The following is a 20497-nucleotide window of genomic DNA, read 5'->3' as shown; positions in this document are numbered from 1 at the left end:
CTATACAATGGCTTTTGATATTCAAATGATCAAAGAAGTGTACGATCGATACCCAGAAAGAATCGAGGCAGCTAGAAAAGCTGTGGGTCGTCCGCTAACTTTGACTGAAAAGATTCTATATGCTCACCTTAGTGAGGGATTGACCTCTAAGGCTTATGAGAGAGGAGCATCTTATGTTGATTTTCAGCCTGATAGAGTTGCCATGCAAGATGCAACCGCTCAAATGGCACTCCTTCAATTTATGCAAGCGGGTAAGAGCCAAGTAGCTGTTCCTTCTACAGTTCACTGTGATCACTTGATACAGGCCGAAATCGGTGCTGATAAGGATTTGACAAAAGCTAAAGACAAAAACAAAGAAGTTTATGACTTTTTAGCATCCGTATCTAATAAATATGGGATTGGATTCTGGAAACCAGGAGCAGGGATTATCCACCAAGTTGTTTTGGAAAATTATGCGTTTCCTGGAGGAATGATGATTGGAACAGATTCTCATACCCCCAATGCAGGTGGTTTGGGGATGGTTGCCATTGGTGTTGGAGGAGCTGATGCATGTGATGTAATGGCTGGTCTTCCATGGGAACTTAAATTTCCGAAATTAATAGGAGTCAAATTAACTGGTAAAATGTCTGGTTGGACTTCTGCAAAAGACGTGATACTTAAAGTTGCTGGTATCCTTACTGTTAAAGGTGGAACGGGCGCTATAGTAGAATATTTTGGTGAGGGAGCCAGATCTCTTTCAGCAACAGGAAAAGGAACCATATGTAATATGGGTGCTGAAATTGGTGCAACAACCTCTATTTTCGGATATGATGAAAAATCTGCAGCTTACCTTCAAGGCACAGGTAGAGCCGATATTGCTGAGTTAGCAAATGGTATTGCTACTCATTTGACAGGTGATGATGAAGTATATGCTAATCCTGAAAAGTATTTTGATCAAGTGATCGAAATCAACCTTTCTGAATTAGAACCTCATGTCAATGGTCCTTTTACACCTGATTTGGCTTGGCCAATTTCTAAATTTGCAGCTGCTGTTAAAGAAAATGGTTGGCCAGCAAAGTTAGAGGTTGGTTTGATTGGATCTTGTACAAACTCTTCCTACGAAGATATTTCTAGGGCTGCTTCTCTTGCTCAGCAAGCTGTTGATAAAAAGTTGAAAGCAAAATCAGAATACACAATTACTCCAGGTTCTGAACAGGTTAGATTTACTGTTGATCGGGATGGTTTCTTAGATACATTCGGTAAAATGGGCGGCGTTGTATTGGCGAATGCTTGTGGGCCATGTATTGGACAATGGGCTCGTCATGGAGCTGAAAAGCAAGAAAAAAACTCAATTATAACTTCCTTTAACAGGAACTTTGCTAAGCGAGCTGACGGAAATCCAAATACACATGCTTTTGTTGCTTCCCCTGAAATTGTAACTGCATTAGCGATTGCAGGTGATTTGACATTTAACCCACTTGCTGATAGTTTAATAAATGAGGAAGGTAAAGAAGTGATGTTGGATGAGCCAAGAGGACTTGAGTTACCAACAAAAGGATTTGCGGTAGAAGATGCGGGTTATCAAGCTCCTGCTGAGGACGGATCTAAAGTAAGTGTTGTAGTTTCTCCTACTTCAGATAGACTTCAACTTTTAGAGTCTTTCACTCCTTGGGAAGGAACTGATTTGAAAGGATTGAAGCTTCTTATCAAAGCAAAAGGGAAATGTACTACAGACCACATATCTATGGCAGGTCCATGGCTTAGATATAGAGGCCATTTAGATAATATTTCTAACAATATGCTTATTGGTGCAATAAATGCATTTAATGATAAAACTAACTCAGTAAAAAATCAATTAAATGGTGCTTACGGAGAAGTTCCGGCTACCCAAAGAGATTATAAGGCAAATGGAATAGGATCTATAGTGGTTGGAGATGAGAATTATGGAGAAGGATCTTCAAGAGAGCATGCTGCTATGGAGCCAAGATTTCTTGGGGTTCGAGCTATACTTGTGAAATCTTTTGCTAGAATTCACGAAACAAATTTGAAAAAGCAAGGTATGCTAGCTTTAACTTTTGATAATCCTTCTGATTACGATTTGGTACAAGAAGATGATTCCATAGATATCATTGGGCTGACAGAATTTGCTCCAGGGAAGCCTCTGCAAGTGGTATTGAATCATGCCGATGGTTCTTCTGATACTATTACTGTTAATCATACGTATAATCAGGGACAGATCGAGTGGTTTAAAGCAGGATCTGCGCTCAACTTGATAAAAGCCAAAGCATAAGTCTAAAACACTATATTTCAAAGCCGGAACATTACTCAGTTCTGGCTTTTTTTTTGAATTAGTCACTAATTTTGGAAAACATTGAATATTTTATTTGAAGAGAAATTAGCCCATTCATACTCAATACTGATTTAAAGTTTACTAATAATTGATTTTTTTATACAATAATCTGTATTTATAATTCAAAATATTTGTTATGAAATACAATTCAATGTATGTTTGCTGTTTAGGTTTTTACCTCGCCTTAAAACGTAATAAGATATCATACATTCAATTAATTTTACAATGCAAGAAAAAGGTATTAACAGCACCTTCAAAAAAATCATATCTGAGTCTTCGGAAATGGTATTCCTTGCAGATGGTACTTTCCCAAATAGTATTTTCTTCTCTAATCAGGCATTTCAGTCTCAGATTGGTGATTCCTTGAATGAAAAAACGTTGGCGGGTTTGGGCTTTGATACAAGTGCTTATTTATACAAAGAGGATTTGATTCTTTCCCATGATGGAAAAGATTACAGCTTTAAAATAGAATCACCTGATGAGAATGGATCCAACTATTTCCTTTTTCACAAGGGTAAGGAAATAATAAATGCTCATTTTCCTACTACAAAGGAATCTCAGCAATTTTTAAGTTCTTCTAAAGATATTTTTGTGATTGGCAGACGTGATAAGCTAACATTTATTAATGATGCTGTGACAAGTATTTTGGGGTATGAGGCTGGTGATTTATTAAATAAAAGTATCTGTAACTTGATCCCTGAGGCAGATTTAGAGAATATAAAGTCAATATGGGAAAATAATATTGGGAAAAGTCAAAATGTTTTTTTTGAGACAAGTATAATTTCAAAAGATGGGATCCCTAAAGAGATTGAATGTTCAGTCCAGTTTGTAAATGATCGTTTTTTTATCATTGGTCATGAAATTTTAGAAAAGTCAAGAAGCAAAATACTTGAAAAACTTTTAATTGAATCGGCAGAGCCATGTATGATCGTTTACGCTGATGGTAAAATATTTTTGGCGAATTCGGAAGTTTTAAACTTATTCGGTTTAGATAAGGAAAAGGAATTTAAGCATTTAAGTGAGTTGGGAGTTCTTTTTGATGATTCCGATATTTGGAAAGACTGGATTTATTATGGAGAGAAAGATGCCAATATTCAACGGTTTTCATCTTTGTTGTTAAATGCTCAAGGAAACCAACTGACATTGGAAATAGCTTCTAAATTTATTTCAATAGAAGATCAAGGGTTAATTAGTCTGACATTTAGAAATATATCAGAAAAGGTGAACCTTCAGAAAAATCTTGAGGAAAGCACCGAATTTTTGAAAAATTTGACGGATCAAGTACCCGGAGGTCTTTATCAAATGGTATTAGGAGGAGATGGGAAAATTAAATTTTCATTTTTATCTCAAGGAATCGAAAACGTTTTAGGAATAAACCCGGAAGAAATTAATGATTTTGAGGATATTTCTGATGCTATTTCTAGAATTCACTCATCAGATATTCCAAAAGTAATAATGAGTGCAGTGACTTCTGCCAGAACACAAGAGCCTTGGCAATGTCAATTTCGGGTAAAAGCAGATGCTGATGAAAATAAATACCGATGGATTCTCGGTGCAGCTAGACCACAAGTATTGACAAGTGGAGAAATGGTTTGGTATGGGTATTTGACCGATATAAGTAACCAAAAGGAGTTTGAGGCTAAGCTGGACGAGGCAAGAAAAACTGCTGAAAAAGCAAATCAGATTAAGTCAGATTTCCTATCCATGATTAGCCATGAGTTAAGGACGCCTTTAAATGCTATCTCCGGCTCCACATATTCCCTTCTTCAAGAGCAGCCAAGCGAAGCACAAAAAAACGAGTTGAATACAATTAATTTTGCTGTTGATAATTTGATCATTATGATCAATGATTTACTCGATTTTCAAAAGATCGAAGCAGGGAAATTAAAAATTGAGAAAAATCCATTTAATATTCAAATTCTAGTTAACCAGATTATTAAAGGTTTGTCTTTTCACGCTAGAGATAGTGAAAACAACTTAGAGCTTAAGATATCTAAGGGGTTGGATATTTGGCTGAAGGGGGATAAAACAAGGTTATCACAAATCTTAAATAATTTGATAACTAACGCACTTAAATTTACGAAAGCAGGAGATGTTGATTTAACTGTTTTATTGAAAGATTTTAAGGACAATAAAGTTAAAGTTTATTTTGAGATAAAAGACACCGGGATTGGTATTGACAAGGCAAATCAAGAGATGATTTTTAATGATTTTGACCAAGTCAAACCATCTTTTAGTACAAAATATGGGGGAACTGGATTGGGGCTCTCAATCACCCGTAAGCTTTTGAATTTAATGGGAGGAACTATTCAATTAGAATCAGAAGTTGGAAAGGGGAGTCGTTTTTATTTTGATCTAGAGTTTGACCTTGCTGAAGAGCAATTATCCTTAAATTCTCCTAAAAAAGAAGATTTTTTAGGATCCAGTACATTAAATTTATTAATGGCAGAAGATAATGATGTTAACGCCCTAGTCCTTGGTAAAATCATAAAGAAGTGGGGATTTTCCTTTGAGAGGGTTTACAATGGGCAAGAGGCAGTAAAAGCAGTTGAAAAAAAGAAATATGACTGCGTTTTAATGGATATTCAAATGCCGGTAATGGATGGGTTTGATGCAACTGTGGCAATAAAATCGTTTTCTGATATTCCAATAATAGCGTTAACGGCTGCCTCCAAATTGGAGATTATGGATAAAATTGATGAATGTGGTTTTGATGGGTTTGTCGCTAAGCCGATCGATGCTACTGAGTTACTTAAGAAAATAAATGAAATGGTTTTAGGTGAAAGTTATAGCGCCTGAGCTTTTTGAAGATATTCTTGGACTAAATCCATATCTGGATAATTTTCACTTAAATCATTTAAAAACTGTAATGCAGTTACTTTATCTCCTTTGAAAACATAATAAATCCCTTTATTTCTGAGTGCATAAGGGTTCTTTGAATCCATTTTTAAGCTTTGATTAATTAGTTCTAAGCCATCCTCCATTTTTCCCAAATACATTAAGTAAAGACCCTTGTTGTTATAGAAATAAGCCTGTCCCTTATCTAATGCTATTGCTTTTTCCACTGCTTCTAAAGCTTCCGGGTATAATTTAGCATCAAAATAAATCATGGACCTTAGATTGTGTAAGTTTGGCTCAGTTGGGTTGACTATTTCGGCTTTTTCTAAGATTTGCAATGCAGTCTCAGGCTGCTTTAAATAATAAAGTAATGTTGCCTGGTTAACTAAAAGATCTGAGTTTTTTGGATCTAGGCTTACAGCTTTTTCGAATGAACTTAAAGCTTCCGGATAATTTTTTAATTTTTCCTCAACAAGACCGGATAAAAAATAAGATTTCCAAGATTGATCATTAAGCTTTTTGAGTTTCAAGGCGTCTTCTCTGGATTTATAAAATTCTCCATTATCCAAAAAGGCTAGGCCTCTTTGAAAATAACTTTCAAAATCATCGGGTTTGACTTTAATAGCATCATCTAAAGAATGAATAGCTTCATCTAATTGATTGACCTTAAGATGTGCCATTGCTTTATTATAATAAGCATCAAAATATGAGCTATCTAGCTTAATGGCTTCTTCGTAGAAAGAAATGGCAGATTTCGAATCATTCTCATCCATTTTTTCATTTCCTTTTAAAAGAAATCTGCCTTTTTTATCTTCAATTGAATCGCAAGAAATAATGGAAAGAAAGGATAGAAAAGCAATATTTCTAATCGCTATCAGGTTCTTGTTTGTCAGTTTTATCATAAGTTTCTTCTTCTCCCAATAAAAGGGCAAAAGGACTTGTATGGTCACTTAATTCAAATATTTCTCTAAGAATTGCTAAAGTAGGAATTATCAAAATCATCCCTGCTACTCCCCAAATTGATCCTCCTACTAATAAACCCAAAAAAGTAATAAAAGGATTCAAGTTTACATTTCCACCAACAATTTTTGGAGTAAGAATATTTCCTTCAATTAGTTGAATAAGTTGATAAGCAGCCAAAACTCCTAATGGGTAAAATAGACTGTCTTTGGTTAGGAAAGAATATACCATAGGCATTAATGCGCCTATGAAAGGACCTACATATGGAATAATATTTAAGAAAGCTGCTATTAATCCGAAGAATATTGCATGCTTAATCCCAAGAGCTGAAAATGCTATCACGTTAAGAACGGCAAGGATACCCATTACCTTTAAAACACCTATAATATAGTTTTGAAGTAATTTTCTAAGACTTGTGATTCGCATTCTGACCAATTGCGGGTCTTTATCTCTGTAAATACGAATCATTACTTCTGTCAAATGATCTCTATATAAAAGAAAGAAAAACATAAAAACCGGAATCAGGATTGACCCTGAAAGAGAACCAACTGTTCTCAGGGCAAACCCGGTAATATTAGCACCGTGCTCTTGTAGTAAAGTTTTAATATAGTCGTCACTGGCCTTTTCTTCTAGATTCTCGTCAATACCAAAATTTTGATAAGTCCAATCATCAATTTGTTTCGCGTATGAAGTTAATTTCCCCGAAACATTATCAAAATCCTGTGTGAAATTTGAGACCGTTGTGATTATAAAGGACAATAATCCCACGACCAGTGCAATATTAATAAGCAAAGAAATGATGGAGGATAAAGTTCGGGGAACCTTGTTTTTTTCAAGCCAATTACTGAGTGGGGTGAATAAAACTGCAAAAAATCCTCCCATAAATAATGGTACTAAAAGACTTTTACCGACGATTAGGAAAAACACCAAAACGATAATGAAAATCAAAACAGAAAGTGCTTTGAGATAGGAGGGAGCCGTAAAATTATTGTTTGCCATATTATTCTTGTTTGGACTCGATTGTATGAATATATAGAAGTTTTTTAATCAATTAGATATTCTTAAGATTCAATAAGGCCCGCTCTTTTAAGAAGTGCATCTTGCTTAGGTTCTCTTCCTCTAAACCTTTTGTATAATATCGTAGGGTGTTCGCTTCCACCAGCAGACAAAATGTTTTTTTGAAAGGAAATAGCAGTTTCTTTATCAAAGACTCCTTTCTCTGAAAAAAGCTCAAAAGCATCGGCGTCCAACACTTCTGCCCATTTATAACTATAGTAACCAGCTGAATATCCGCCTTGGAAAATATGTGAAAATGAGGTTGACATTAAAGTGCCAGGAACTTCGGGTAGCAAATCGGTCTCTTTCATGACCTGCTTCTCAAAACTTGAAATATCTTTAATTTCTGAAGCTTTATGGCTATGAAATTCAATATCCAGTAGTCCAAAACTAATTTGTCTTAATGTCTGGTATCCCTGTAAAAAGTTCGCAGCTTTTTTGAGTTTATCTATTAATTCTGAGGGAATCTTTTCACCCGTTTCATAATGGTCAGCAAAAAAATCCAAGCATTCTTTTTCATAACACCAGTTTTCAAAAATCTGTGAAGGAAGTTCTACAAAATCCCAGTAAACACTTGTCCCAGATAAAGATTCATAGGTGGTATTTGCAAGCATTCCATGAAGCGCATGTCCAAACTCATGGAAAAGGGTAGTGACTTCATTAAAAGTCAGAAGGCTTGGTTTTGTTTTTGTAGGCTTAGTGAAGTTACATACTATCGAAACATGTGGTCGATTATTAATTCCATTTTGTATGTTTTGACCTTTATAACTTGTCATCCAAGCCCCATTTCTTTTTCCAGATCTTGGGAAAAAATCAGCGTAAAAAACAGCAATATGCTTCCCGGCTTCATCCTTAACTTCGTAAGCTTGCACATCAGGATGATACACTGGGATTTCTGGGTTCTTGACAAATTCTAATCCGAATAATTTATTTGCTGTTTTAAATACTCCGGATATGACTTTTTCTAATTGAAAATATGGTCTAAGTAATTCATCATCTATTGCATATTTTTCTTTTTTCAATAATTCAGAATAATAGGCAAAATCCCATTTTTTTAACTCTTGAATCCCGTCAGTTTCCTTAGCAAAGGAGGTTAATTCATCTAAATCTTTTTGGGCTTTTGGTTTAGCTTTAATTAAAAGGGATTCTAAAAATTTTGTAACTTCTTTTGGGCTTTTTGCCATACGCTCTTCAAGAATGAATTCCGCGTGATTTTTATAACCTAAGAGTTGAGCTCGCTTTTCTCGTAATTTAAGTATGTCTTTGATTATTTGCTGATTATCCAATTCATCTCCTTTAGCGCACTTTGTATTATATGCAATAAAAAGGAGCTTTCTTAATTCTCTGTTTTTAGCATAAGTTAAAGCAGGGATATAACTTGGATAATTCAATGTAAAAGCCCACTTCCCTGGTTGCCCTTTTTCTTCAGCAATTTGGGCTGCAGCTTCTTTAATACCCTCTGGCAGCCCTTCGATTGCATCTTCATCAGATTCAAAATGGACAAATTTATTCGTCTCCTCTAAAACATTCTCACCAAATTTAAGACTCAGCTGAGCTAATTCCTGATCAATTTCTCTAAGTGTATCTCCTTTTTCCGAATCTAATTTTGCTCCATTTCTGACAAAGGATTTATAGGTTTTTTCTAGTAAAGTCCTCTGTTCTGGAGTTAAAGAAAGATTGTCTTTTTTTTCGAAGACAGACTCAACTTTTTGAAATAATATAGGATCTAAAAGAATATCATTAGAATGTTTAGTTAGTAGAGGAGATATTTCTCTGGCTAACTTTTGTAATTCAGGGCTTGTTTCAGCCGAATTAAGATTAAAGAAGATAGAGCTAATGATATTAAGTTTATTACCTGATCGGTCGAGAGCCTCTAAGGTATTCTCAAATGTTGATTCTTTTTGTTTTTTAATATCTTCGATTTCAATTTTCGCCTCTTCGATCGCGGCCTTTATTGCAGGAAGATAATCCTCTGTTTTAATTCTTGGGAATGGTGCGGTATTAAATGGAGTGGTAAATTTTGCTAATAGTGGGTTTTGCATATAATAAGAAACTAATTGTAGTGTTTTATACGATACTTACAAGTCATGAATTCGGAAATAGATTTCCGGATTTACTTTACTCAACTTTAAATTTACCATTTTGATCTGAAAGCCCATCACTTTCAATTTGCAATGGAGATTTTTTTAGAGGATCTAGCATTTTTATAACATCAATCCCAGATCTCTTTAATATTCTGATTTCAGGTAAAAGGGATAAGAGTATAAACCTCTGTTATCAAGCTCCAACCTACGAGTACAATTTTGAATAAAAAAGGCAGTACTGATCTAGTACTGCCTTGATTTAAAATTGTAAAATTTAATAATCAAAATCACAGGTCATTGATTCTGATCCTATAGGTGATCCGTCTGGCGCTTTTAATGTTTCCTGAACAGTCAATTCCATAGGTAACTCTAAAAATGCATTGATTTTTGCGGCTAAATATTGAGAATGTTGCCCTAATAAAGCATTAGATGATCTTGAAATTAATCCGTCGTCACCATTTGCTAATTGGTCTAATCGAGCTCTAGTTATAGCTCTCACAGTATTAGAAGCATTGGCATTTTTTGAAAGATTGATAAGATGGTCGACCAGCTTTGTTTCTGTCATTAATTTAATTTCTGCTTGAAGTCCAGTAGGTAGATTCCCGGAAAATACCTGATTACTAATTTGATCCAAAACAGCTTGGTAGCCTGGTAGACTATTGTTTTGTAGATTTTGTAAGTACAGTCTATTCATTCGTGTTTCATTCAAAAGAAACGAGAAAGTTAAATCAACAACAGTTTCAGCCGGTGCGATAGGATCGAAAATAGGCCCTGTCCTTGAAACAAACGTTTCTCTTGTTCTTCCAAATCCATAAGGTCTTGGAGGAATTAATGCTAGAATATGACTTGGGACTTCCAATTGGGCAGGTGAAATTGTTAATAAAAGTGCGTCTAATGCCTCCAATTGATCATTTGCTGGTACCCAATTATGATTTGGCTGATTATCTCCCTTTACTTTGTAAGAATAATCCATACCTCCCACAATTTTTGTAGTAGCTTCCACCTGATATCTGTGCATTAGATAAAGAGGTACAAGAACTTCCTCTAACATGGCCTCCGGTGTCCCCGTAGGAATGGCATTCAACCCAAAAGTATTTAGCTTATTTGCTCTTAAATCCAGCATTCTTTTTAGCTCGTCTGAGGCAGAAGCTCCATTATCCCATAAATGTGAGCGAGGATGAGCTCCATTTGGATCTCTTGAATCAGAATCGGTAATGAATTCGTAGCCAGCTGCATAGGTGTCTTCCAACGTTTTATTCAAGAACTCTTCCTCAGTCATTCCAGAAGGGACAGTTCCGTAACCATATTTGATAGCCCATTTGTCCCATTCTCCAATCTTTTGATCATAAGCACTTGAAAGATCTAAATCACCATTTGCATTTTGAGTGATGACAGGATATGGATAATCCATTACAGAAGATCTTCCTTCAGCAGAGGTGGCATAGCTATGTGCCAATCCGATGGTGTGTCCAATTTCATGTGCGGAAAGCTGTCTCAAACGATCTAATGCGAGATTTAGCATTTTAGGGTCAGGTTCATCACCATTCTCATATGGTTGAATTAACCCCTGTGTAATCAAATAATCCTGACGAACGCGAAGGGAGCCTAAAGAAACATGACCTTTGATAATTTCTCCTGTTCTTGGATCTCTAACACTGCTCCCATAAGACCAGCCTCTGGTAGATCTGTGAACCCACTGGACCACATTGTATCTCACATCCATTAAATCCATTCCTTCCGGAGCTAATTCTACTCTAAAGGCATTCTTAAATCCTGCTGCTTCAAATGCCTGACTCCAGTAATTGCCCCCTTCTATTAAAGCGGAAGCTACCGGTTCTGGAGTTCCTCGGTCCAGATAATAAACTATTGGCTCAACGACTTCAGAGACAGCTGAGCTGGGGTCAGTTTTTTCTAAACGGTGTCTGGAGATAAATCTTTTGACAATGGGCTCGGTGATAGGAGTAGTGAAGTCCATGTAGCTGATAGAAAAATATCCGCCTCTTGGATCAAATTCTCTTTTCTCATAATCCAAATCTGGAAGCTCTATAAAAGAGTGTCTCTGACGAACGGTCACAGCATCAGATCCCGGTGTAACTGAACTCAACTCTCTGCCTGTGATTTGACCTGTCAAAGTGATCACCGCTTCTACTTCTGTGTTTTTAGGAAAGTTTTTAGTAGTTGGATAGTACAGGCTGGAGCGACTCGCATCTGTTCTGAATGTTCCTTGTCGGCTTCTGCTCAATCTAGTACCAACACCATGCGTATCTTCCATGTAGAATTTTGTCGCCTCGACAATGTAAGAGTCTCCATTTTCTTGGGTGACATCAAATCCCCAAAGAGTGGATTCTGCGAAGGCATCTCTGATCGATTTTACCTCGGCTGGATTATCAGAATAGGCCCGATAGTCGTAATTTTTCTGAACTAAAAAAATCTTGTTTCCAGTCTTTCTGAATTCAACTATCCTAGTTTGACCTAATTGTCCTCTATCAAGTCCAAGGTCATTTGACCCAACACCCGCAGTCAAGGAACTGACGTATAGAAATTCTTTCTCGAGATCCTCGATTTCCAGGTAGATTTTACCTTTTTCTTCATCAAGATAGAAATCGACAAATCCTTCCATCTTGGTGAATTTGCTTAAATCCACCTCCTGGGCAATTGCTGAAGATAGAGTGAGTAGTAAAATGAAACTCGCGTAAAGTATTTTTTTCATGGTTTAGTGGTTTGTTGACAAATTATTAAAAAAACAGCCTCAAGATTGTACCATTGATGGAAAATTACCGATGTAACATATATCTAATTAAAAATGTACTTTCTGTCTGATGTGATGACTTAATCATTTGAAGTCCGGATCCGATTTCTTTTCTATCAGCATAGCTTGTTTTGGCAAACCGAAAGTAGAATGTAAGCTGAGAGTTGAATTTGTATTGACCCAACAAATAATATCTTAATCCTTTTCCTGAAAATGCTGGAACTGAAAATGCCCAAAGCACATTGTTTTCAAAAGTATATTGTCGATTATCATAATCATCAGTATCAAATAAAGCTGCTCTGGCTGTGATCCTCCATTGATTTTGCCCGTATCGAACGTCTTGAAGGATCATGAATCCATTAGTCTTTTTTGAATTGAAATGGACTTTGCTTGATAAGATTCTTGACCTTAAAAACAATTTGTCGCTCAGTTGATATTCTAAACTTAGCATCAAATTGGATTTTTTAATCGGTAGAACTAGATAGGTGAGACTAGGCTCGCCAGAATCAGAGATATTCCTTTCTTTTGCTTCTGTTCGAATCTGTAGAAAGGTTACTACTCGTTTATTCGGGAGATAACTCAGTCTTCCTAACCATTCATAGCCTTGAGATGGAGAATATACCCGATACCTAAGCCAAGGGAATTTGAAAAAATCATAGTAGGCATTTATTTTCCAATTAGTCGAAGGCTTTATTTGGATTCCTATATACAGCCCTTTTTCGTTCATTGGCTTAGTTCCTTCTGAAAAAGCGTTGGCATAAAAGCTATGAAAATCCCTTGCATAATTCCTCCAAACAAATGAAATATCGACTTCCTTGCTAAGACTACTAATGAAGCCAAATACTGACCCTTTTCCTCCAGATTTTGAAATCCCTGTCTCTCCAAATAGAAAGAAATTTTTCCAGTTGTGATTAAAATAAATACTTCCAACCCAGTTGTTGATTCCTGAAAAATCGAATTGGTTATAAACTGTAGGTGTTTTTATCCAAGGTTTGTTGAATCGTGTAAAAAGTAGATTTCCCCCAAACTGTGTTTTTCTATTTATAGAATATTGAAGATTCCCTCCCAAATTTGACTCTCTGAATTGCGATTTGGTTGAAATTTCACTTGCGGTTCTATGTAGGCCACTTTGGCTTAGTGAGGAAATGGTTTCCATTTCATTTTGCTCTGAGTCTGTGGATATAATTGATCTTCCATCTCTTGGTGCAGATGACATAATTAGACTGCTTTCCCAATTGCCAAACTGATAAGTAGCTCCAGCTCCTCTGAAAAAACCGAACTCCAATGCAGCTGTGTATGGTAAAATCCCTACACTGCTTCTCCGGACAGTTGGGACTGTTTCCGAACCTTTCCCAAAAGAATATCCTGCTCCAAATACTAAACCCTGACCGAACTGTGCTTGGTAATCACCAAGACTGACTACTTTCCATCTTCCTATTTGGTACTTCGTGAAATGAAATGAAAAAAAATTAAAACCATATCTTTTTGTTTGACTGTCCCAAACGAATTGTTCACCAGAATCCTTATCAAGGGTAATTCCTAAGCTAAAATCTCTGCTATGTTGAATCCTAAAACGTAGATATAAATCATTAGGATCGCCAGCATAGCGACTATTCGGAATTCCTGAACTTGAACTATCTACAGGTGTAAATCCTTTTCTAGTTTCCCAAATTCGGCGATGACGAAATAATAAATAAGACTGATCTTCTTCAAAAATTCGTTTAATCAGATTATTAGGATATCGGATTTGTGAACCTCCCAATGTAATGAATGGTAGGATTTGATTGATTGTAGGTAAATCAAATTTTGGGATCGCTTGAAGTTCATATAGGGATAATAATGGGCCGGATTTTTCTCGATACTCCAAAAGGGAAGATATTTGATCTGGTGCTAATAAGTAACTTGCTAGCAGTACTTCGGAATTCGCCAGATTTATATTGATAGGGTTAGTATATAATTGAAAAAGTACTTCATAAATAGATTCGTAATCCAAGTCTTCATCTTGAACAGGGAATAGTCTTTCTATTAAGTTTTCCAAATTTACTTGCGGTTGGGGAGGGTTTTGGGCATAAAGATTTTGAACCAAAAAGGAAATCAAAAAAATAGATTCAAATTTCAATTTCCTCAATTCCATTTATATCCAAAACTTATTTGATGTGTACTTCCAAGCACATTGTTTTGTCCGAAACCATAATCGAAATGGAATTTTCCCGGGGTGACCCCGAACCCGAAATTTACTTTAGAAGGATTGCTATTGATCCCAGTTCTCAAAAAAAACCAGTCTCTAATACCATATTCTAAGCCTAATTTGACATTTGGTTTGAGTAAAATATCTTTCTCAACTTCTAAGTGGAATTGTAAACTTGAAACAGGGAAATAAGAAATCCCCATCGAAATCAGTGTGGGAAGCCGGTCTTCAGAATATCTGCTTATTTTGGAGTTATTTAAATTTGAAAAATAGGCTCCTAATTGAATTTTGGGACCTAAATCAGCAACTCCTCCAATACTCAAAACAAGTGAATTCCCGGTTCCGAAATCTTGAATTTGGGTTTGAAACCAATCTGCTTTTAATCCAAAGCTAGCTATTCCCAATTTTTGAGAATAACCAATTCCTAGCATTTGTTGGTTGAAAAGTTTGCCTCCAAATCTGGATAAGTTAAATCCAAAAGAACCGAGTTCTGTTTTTAAAGCAACAGCCAAGTCAAAAGTACTTAGTTCTTTAAGTCCATATCTATTTTCAACCCCAAGAACAATATGTGAGTCTTCAATTCGATCAAGTGTTCCTATATTATTAAAAATTGTCCAAGCATCTTGAAGGTTTACTTTTAAGTTGCCCATACTTTGACTTCTAGCCCCATGGGCCTGAGTTAATAGACCTGTTTGAGATTTGGAGTTGAAGCAAATCACAAAAGCGAAGAATAAAAAAGTCAATCGCTTCATAACTAGAAAAACTTAAATGAACTATAAATTTAAATAAAAATTCATTTATCTAGTTAATTTAACTAATATTTTTTTCTATCTAAAAAGCAGTTTTAAAGTTGAAGAAGAAATTTCCTTCTCCCACATTATTTAAAGAATATTCAAACCTTAGAACAGAATCATAAAAGCCTACCATGTCTATTCCTAGGCCATATCCCATTAAATATTTATTTGCTAATCTAGCATTTGCCGGAATCTCATTTCGATCTTTAACAAATCCATGATCAAAATTGGCGCTTAGGTAAAGTCTAATTGGGATGGTGCTAAACTGCTCTAGTGGAACTTGGTTGGAAATGTCAAAATCTCGATCAAAAAATTTCCATCTGAAACTATTCTTGTGAACATAGAGCTGCTGACCCTCAATTACATTTAATTCATATCCACGAATGAAATTTGGACTATAACCAATCCCTCTCACAAGAGTATAAGGTTGGTCTTCACTCAAAAACCAGTTTGCTGTTAAACCCGTGTTAAAGTGAAATTTATCGTTAAGCTTAATATATTTATTTGCGGTCAGGTTTACTTCAATTTCATCTAATTCATCCGTATAAAAAATTCCATACTTAGTTGCAGATAATACCAAAAGCTCTCCATTTGTTGCATATGCTACATTATCCCTTCTGTCATGTCGGAAAGAGTAAGTCATATACAAATACCTCAAGGTATTAGATCCATGCTGAAAATAATTTGGGTTTTCATCTAGGATCAGAGGGCTTACCCAGGTATGATTAAATCCAAGTGTAACAAAATGGAAATTGTAGAAGCTTCGTCTATAGGTATATCTAAGTGCTGCAGCAATATTTTTTCTAAGTATGTCCTCTTCTGGGGATGTGTAAAATACTTGTCTGTTATTTTCAGATCGGACTGCAAGTGTTTTATTATTGAAAAAAGTAAATTGAGCTGCTAATCCATGCTTTTGCTTTTTGTCAATATATGGTTTGCTATACTGAATATCCAGTGCTTTTGTGAATCCAAGCTGTCCAGAAAATCTAAGCTTCTCATTTCTTCCTGCAACGTTGCTGTGGCTCAATCGAATTCCATAATTTACTCTCGAGAAGTCACGTCCTTGATTCGTCCACCATTCCGCAAAGTTTCTGTCTGCCAATTTAAAAATAAGATTGGGTAAGATATACCACCTTTCTTTAACAGTAATAACTACCTCTACCTCTTCTTCACCAGTGATAAGTGGTGTGATTTCAACTTCTGTAAATAAGCGAAGATTGTAGATCTTTTTTTGATCAGCCTGAATAATTTCTAAAAAAGTCTCCCAGTCGTAAAAGAAATCAGTGGTAAAATCAAGCTCCCTAAGAATGATGCTCTTTTTGGTTTTTTCATTTCCAATAATAAATATATTATTCACCTTCACTCTTTCTGGTGTTCTGGTATTTGCAGGACTGAAAGAAGTGTCTATTTGCCCATAAGATTTATTTAGCCCAAAGCCGAGGCTGAGGGTTGAAATAAATAATAAGAGAATAAGTATATTTCTAATATTAATTGACAAGAGGGAATTCTGATTGAGTAATTTTGGTTAACTATAGTAATTCAACAGGGCGTTAGATGACTTTTAGAACTTTAATTCGAAAGATAGCCATATTTCCCGTTTTGGTGTACCAATACACCATTTCTCCTCTTTTTCCTGCTAGTTGTAGGTATACTCCAACGTGCAGTCAATATACCAAAGAAGCTATTTTGAAACACGGTATTTTCAAGGGGGGATGGCTTGGTATCAAGAGAATTTTGAGTTGTAACCCTTGGGGTGGTCATGGTCATGATCCTGTTCCATGATTTTCTTCTGGTTTCAATCCATTTTTTAAAGCCCGTACTACTAGGATTACTCCGGCAATGATTAGTGGAATACTTAAAAGCTGTCCCATATTTAAAGCCATAGTTTCTTCAAAATCTACCTGTACAACTTTAAAATATTCCCAAACAAATCGCATCCCGAAAACTGAAATCAAAAACAGTCCCAATAAAATACCTTCAGGTAGCCTAGATTTGTATTTATTCCAAATGCCTAATAGGATCAAGAAAATGACGAAATAGGAAACTGATTCGTAGATCTGCGTAGGATGTTTCGTTCTTCCAAATGTTTTTACAGTTGCCAGATAATAGTCGCCTTTGTCAGTAATAGTTAAATTTAATGGAGGTTCTATTGGCTCAGCTAAATACTCTTTAGAAGAATTAAATTGGGTCAATGCATATTTAATATCTCTTCTCAAAGTAGATTCTAAATCTGCCAAAGAATATCCCCCTTTTGTTATTTCTAAATCAAAATTTACAGGAACAATTCCGGTATTCATTAATTCGGAATCACGGCCTTTAGGTTTATAAGCATTGATTGATTCAATCGGCACCCTTAAAGTTTGTAATATTTCATCGGCATCCCAAGCATAGACAAATCCATAATCTGAACCTGTATCCTTTCCCCCAATTTCTGAATTCATCAAGTTTCCAAAACGGATGAGTGCTCCAGTCATGGCCGTAACGATTACGATTCTATCAACAACCCACAAGTAACTTTGGCCCGGGGTCCTTTTTGAGTATAACCATAAAGCAAAAAGAATGGCAATCGCCGCACCATGACTGGCCAGACCACCTTCCCAAACTTTCAATATTTCAATTGGGTTACTAAGGTATTTTTCCGGTTCATAAAAAAGAACATGTCCAAGTCTCGCTCCGATAATGGTAGCTAAAACCATATAAATAGTGAGTTTATCTACCAACATTTCATTATGTCCTTCTTTTCTAAAGAAATAAACCATGAATTGTTGAGAAATAATAAATCCCAATGCAAATAATAAGCTGTACCATCTTAATCGTTCAAATCCGGCAAATACTGCAGGATTCGGATCCCAGACGACATAATTTAGCATTGATTCAATCATAGTTACAGTTGATCTAATTGTTCTAGTTCTTCTTGATACCCCCCGGACAAAATTGGAAATCTATACCAGGTTTTTGGGTCTACATTAAATTCATCTAAGTGAAATGAAGGAGCAAGCCGTTCTCTTTTCCATTGATTTCTGGACCAAAGACTGAAGAATTTTTTAATATATGATTTTAGCATGGATGATTCAATGTCCAATTCATCTACTAAGATTGAATAAATATCCATTGGAGACCTTTTATCCCGAATTGCTAACTTTTCTATTTCTACTATCACCGAATAAGGCATTAAATCCTTTTCATCAGTTTGAGTTTTATCCAAAGGCCTTAACTCTGCACTTGGCTGTAAAGAGTTTACATATTTTAGTCCAGGCTGATTTAAATTTTCTTGGGCCCAAGATAGCCAATGCAAAATGAAATATTTGTCCACTGCTGCAATAGGAGAGATGCTACCACTGGTATCTCCATCCATTGTTGTATAACCTACATCACCTTCACTTCTATTCGAGGTGGAAAGCAATAATGCATTGTTTATGTTAGCCAGCATCCAGATGATTGGAGAACGACTTCTTGCTTGAATGTTTTGTAGTGTAATATCATCCTTTTCCCAGGTCAACTTTCTTCCTATAGCTTTTTCTATTTTACTAGTGTAGGATTTGATTTCCTCATCAATTTTCCAGTGATAAAATTTAGCACCAATACTCAAAGCGAGTGATTCGGCACTATTGAAAGTATCATCTGAAGAATTTACAGTTCCCTGATATGCAGTCGTAAGTAACTCCCCAACCAAGAATTTTTCAATGTTTTCGATTTGTGATGGAGGAAGTTGAATATTTAGTTTCCTACAAAAAAGAACAATTCCAAGTTCTTGAATTCCTCTTTTTACCATTTCAGAAACCAAGATAGCTATCGTTGAAGAATCGGCTCCTCCACTCAAAGAAAGGACAAAACCATGACTTTTACTTTTACGTAAATAATCAAATAAACCTAATGAAGCAGCTTGGACAAATTCTTCTTCCTTCGTTTGAATTTCTGCAGTTTCCTGAACTTTCTCTTCGAGGTAAAAACTTTTCACCTGAAAATCCTGAAAGGAAAGCAATTGATTTCTTGAGATGATTTTGCCAGATTTACCAAGCATTATTTCCCCATCAAAAATCATCCTCCCTGATTCATTTCCCAACAAATTTGCATAGCAGTAAAAGCAATCAAATTGTTTACTGCTTTTGGAAATCAATTCTTTCCGCTCTTTGGTTTTTCCCATTGCAAAATGGCTGGCACTAGGATTGAAAATCAGATCAACTTTTCTTTCATGCAGCCGATATCCCGGACGAATAGGACCTCTCCAAGCATCTTCACAAATCTCGAATCCATAATGAATATCCTGATGGTAAAATGTAAGATCTCCAAAAGGAAACTTTTCTCCTTCAATCTCAATCTGTATTACTTCATTTGCCTTCCAGGGAGTAAACCATCTGAATTCATAATGAACGCCATCAATAGCCATGTATTGTTTAGCCACGAAGCCTTTGAGCTTTGCATTCTCAATTACTGCAACTGTATTGAAAACTTTTTCTTGAATTCTCACAGGTAAACCAACGGCAACTGTGATTCCTTCACATTCAGGAATCAACTTTGTCAGTTGACTAACTGCTTTTTGTGGATACCAATAGCTTAAAAATAAATCTTCACTACCATAGCCTGTAATTGCTAGCTCCGGTAAACAGAGGATTTCTGCTTTTTCGGATTTTGCTTCTTTAATCGCTCGAATGATTCTGTCAAGATTTCCGTTCCAATCTAAAGGAGTTTGGTTGACGGTAGCAGCTGCAATTTTTATGGGTGACTTCATGAATTGAAATGAACGTAAAAGTAAGGCTCTAGTTGGTAATATTCAGATAATCACATGCATTTTTAGAAGCCTCTTGTTCAGCTTTCTTTTTGGTGCTGCCTTTTCCTTGTGCAGCTTCTTCTCCATCCACCTCCAAAGAAACTATAAACTCTTTAAATCTTTGATTTCCGTGAACGTGAAGAACTTTGTATTCAATCGCCCTATTCTCTTTTTGTGACCACTCAATAATTTTGCTTTTATAATTTGTGACTGTAGCGATCATTCCTTCTAAATCAAAGTGGAGCAAAATTCTTTTGAGAATAAAATTCTTTGTAAAATTATACCCCCTGTCCAAATAAATTGCACCTAAGAAAGCTTCAAGGATATCGCCATACAGAGATTTGTTACCAATAAACGTACGATCTCCAATTTCAAGATTCAATACTTTTTTCAAGCCTATTTTTATTCCTGTTGAATTGAGAGATTCTCTATTTACTAATTTAGAGCGAGTCTCTGTTAAGAAACCCTCATCTCGGTAAGGATATTTCTTAAATAGGTATTCAGCCACTACTGCACCTAGAATGGCATCTCCTAAATATTCGAGTCTTTCATTCGAAATCTTGAAACCTTTACGAGTTTCTTCTGCTAATCCGGAGGGTGTAAGGGCTAATTTGTAAAGTGTAATGTTAAAAGGCCTGCTACCCATCATCATCTTGATGTTTGCAGCAAGCCTTTTATCTTTTTTGTTAAAGAAGAGTGTATTGATTCCGAGTCTTTGAAGAATTTTCAAG

The 20497-nt window shown here is 35.8% G+C and carries 13 protein-coding genes; 3 read left to right on the top strand and 10 right to left on the bottom strand.

Annotation, left to right across the window (positions count from 1 at the left end; translation table 11 throughout):
- The first annotated feature begins 7 nt into the window (after nucleotides 1–7).
- A complete protein-coding gene (locus AAGF08_RS11245; RefSeq protein WP_343511262.1) occupies nucleotides 8–2269 on the top strand; it encodes an aconitate hydratase in 2262 nt (753 codons plus the stop codon).
- Between the two features lie 285 nt (nucleotides 2270–2554).
- A complete protein-coding gene (locus AAGF08_RS11240) occupies nucleotides 2555–5128 on the top strand; it encodes an ATP-binding protein (RefSeq protein ID WP_343511261.1) in 2574 nt (857 codons plus the stop codon).
- On the opposite strand, the gene AAGF08_RS11235 is transcribed toward AAGF08_RS11240, so the two are convergent.
- From AAGF08_RS11235 to AAGF08_RS11205, 7 genes are all read right to left on the bottom strand, one after another.
- Entirely contained in the window at nucleotides 5116–6069 is a 954-nt protein-coding gene (locus AAGF08_RS11235) for a tetratricopeptide repeat protein (RefSeq protein WP_343511260.1), read from the bottom strand. The two genes, AAGF08_RS11240 and AAGF08_RS11235, sit on opposite strands and share 13 nt — an antisense overlap.
- The gene (locus AAGF08_RS11230; RefSeq protein ID WP_343511259.1) at nucleotides 6032–7126 is read right to left on the bottom strand and encodes an AI-2E family transporter; all 1095 of its coding nucleotides are present in this window, start codon (nucleotides 7124–7126) and stop codon (nucleotides 6032–6034) included. The genes AAGF08_RS11235 and AAGF08_RS11230 overlap by 38 nt, the downstream gene beginning before the upstream one ends.
- 62 nt (nucleotides 7127–7188) lie before the next feature.
- On the bottom strand, nucleotides 7189–9225 hold the full coding sequence (locus tag AAGF08_RS11225) for a M3 family metallopeptidase (RefSeq protein WP_343511258.1): 2037 nt from the start codon (nucleotides 9223–9225) through the stop codon (nucleotides 7189–7191).
- Nucleotides 9226–9541: 316 nt separating this feature from the next.
- Nucleotides 9542–11977 carry a zinc-dependent metalloprotease gene (locus tag AAGF08_RS11220; RefSeq protein ID WP_343511257.1) on the bottom strand — a complete coding sequence of 812 codons (2436 nt, stop codon included), beginning with the start codon at nucleotides 11975–11977 and terminating at the stop codon, nucleotides 9542–9544.
- 64 nt (nucleotides 11978–12041) lie between these two features.
- Entirely contained in the window at nucleotides 12042–14054 is a 2013-nt protein-coding gene (locus tag AAGF08_RS11215; protein WP_343511256.1) for a helix-hairpin-helix domain-containing protein, read from the bottom strand.
- A gap of 86 nt (nucleotides 14055–14140) precedes the next feature.
- Complete coding sequence (locus AAGF08_RS11210) at nucleotides 14141–14956, bottom strand: hypothetical protein (protein WP_343511255.1); 816 nt, start codon at nucleotides 14954–14956, stop codon at nucleotides 14141–14143.
- A 79-nt stretch (nucleotides 14957–15035) separates the two neighbouring features.
- On the bottom strand, nucleotides 15036–16496 hold the full coding sequence (locus AAGF08_RS11205; RefSeq protein ID WP_343511254.1) for a POTRA domain-containing protein: 1461 nt from the start codon (nucleotides 16494–16496) through the stop codon (nucleotides 15036–15038).
- A gap of 56 nt (nucleotides 16497–16552) precedes the next feature.
- On the opposite strand from AAGF08_RS11205, the gene yidD reads away from it, so the two are divergent.
- Nucleotides 16553–16780, top strand: coding sequence for a membrane protein insertion efficiency factor YidD (yidD, locus tag AAGF08_RS11200; RefSeq protein ID WP_343511253.1), 228 nt, complete (start codon nucleotides 16553–16555; stop codon nucleotides 16778–16780).
- On the opposite strand, the gene AAGF08_RS11195 is transcribed toward yidD, so the two are convergent.
- Genes AAGF08_RS11195 through rnc form a run of 3 tightly spaced genes read right to left on the bottom strand, consistent with a single transcriptional unit; the run spans nucleotide 16762 to nucleotide 20496 of the window.
- Nucleotides 16762–17880, bottom strand: coding sequence for a prolipoprotein diacylglyceryl transferase (locus AAGF08_RS11195; protein WP_343511252.1), 1119 nt, complete (start codon nucleotides 17878–17880; stop codon nucleotides 16762–16764). The two genes, yidD and AAGF08_RS11195, sit on opposite strands and share 19 nt — an antisense overlap.
- 2 nt (nucleotides 17881–17882) lie before the next feature.
- The gene (gene nadE / locus AAGF08_RS11190) at nucleotides 17883–19727 is read right to left on the bottom strand and encodes an NAD(+) synthase (RefSeq protein ID WP_343511251.1); all 1845 of its coding nucleotides are present in this window, start codon (nucleotides 19725–19727) and stop codon (nucleotides 17883–17885) included.
- A gap of 28 nt (nucleotides 19728–19755) precedes the next feature.
- Nucleotides 19756–20496, bottom strand: a complete 741-nt coding sequence (gene rnc / locus AAGF08_RS11185) for a ribonuclease III (RefSeq protein ID WP_343511250.1) — start codon at nucleotides 20494–20496, stop codon at nucleotides 19756–19758.
- Nucleotide 20497 lies beyond the last annotated feature (1 nt).

The sequence above is a fragment of the Algoriphagus sp. SE2 genome, from assembly GCF_039563885.1.
Lineage (GTDB): Bacteria > Bacteroidota > Bacteroidia > Cytophagales > Cyclobacteriaceae > Algoriphagus.
This window is presented reverse-complemented; position numbering and strand designations above follow the sequence as displayed.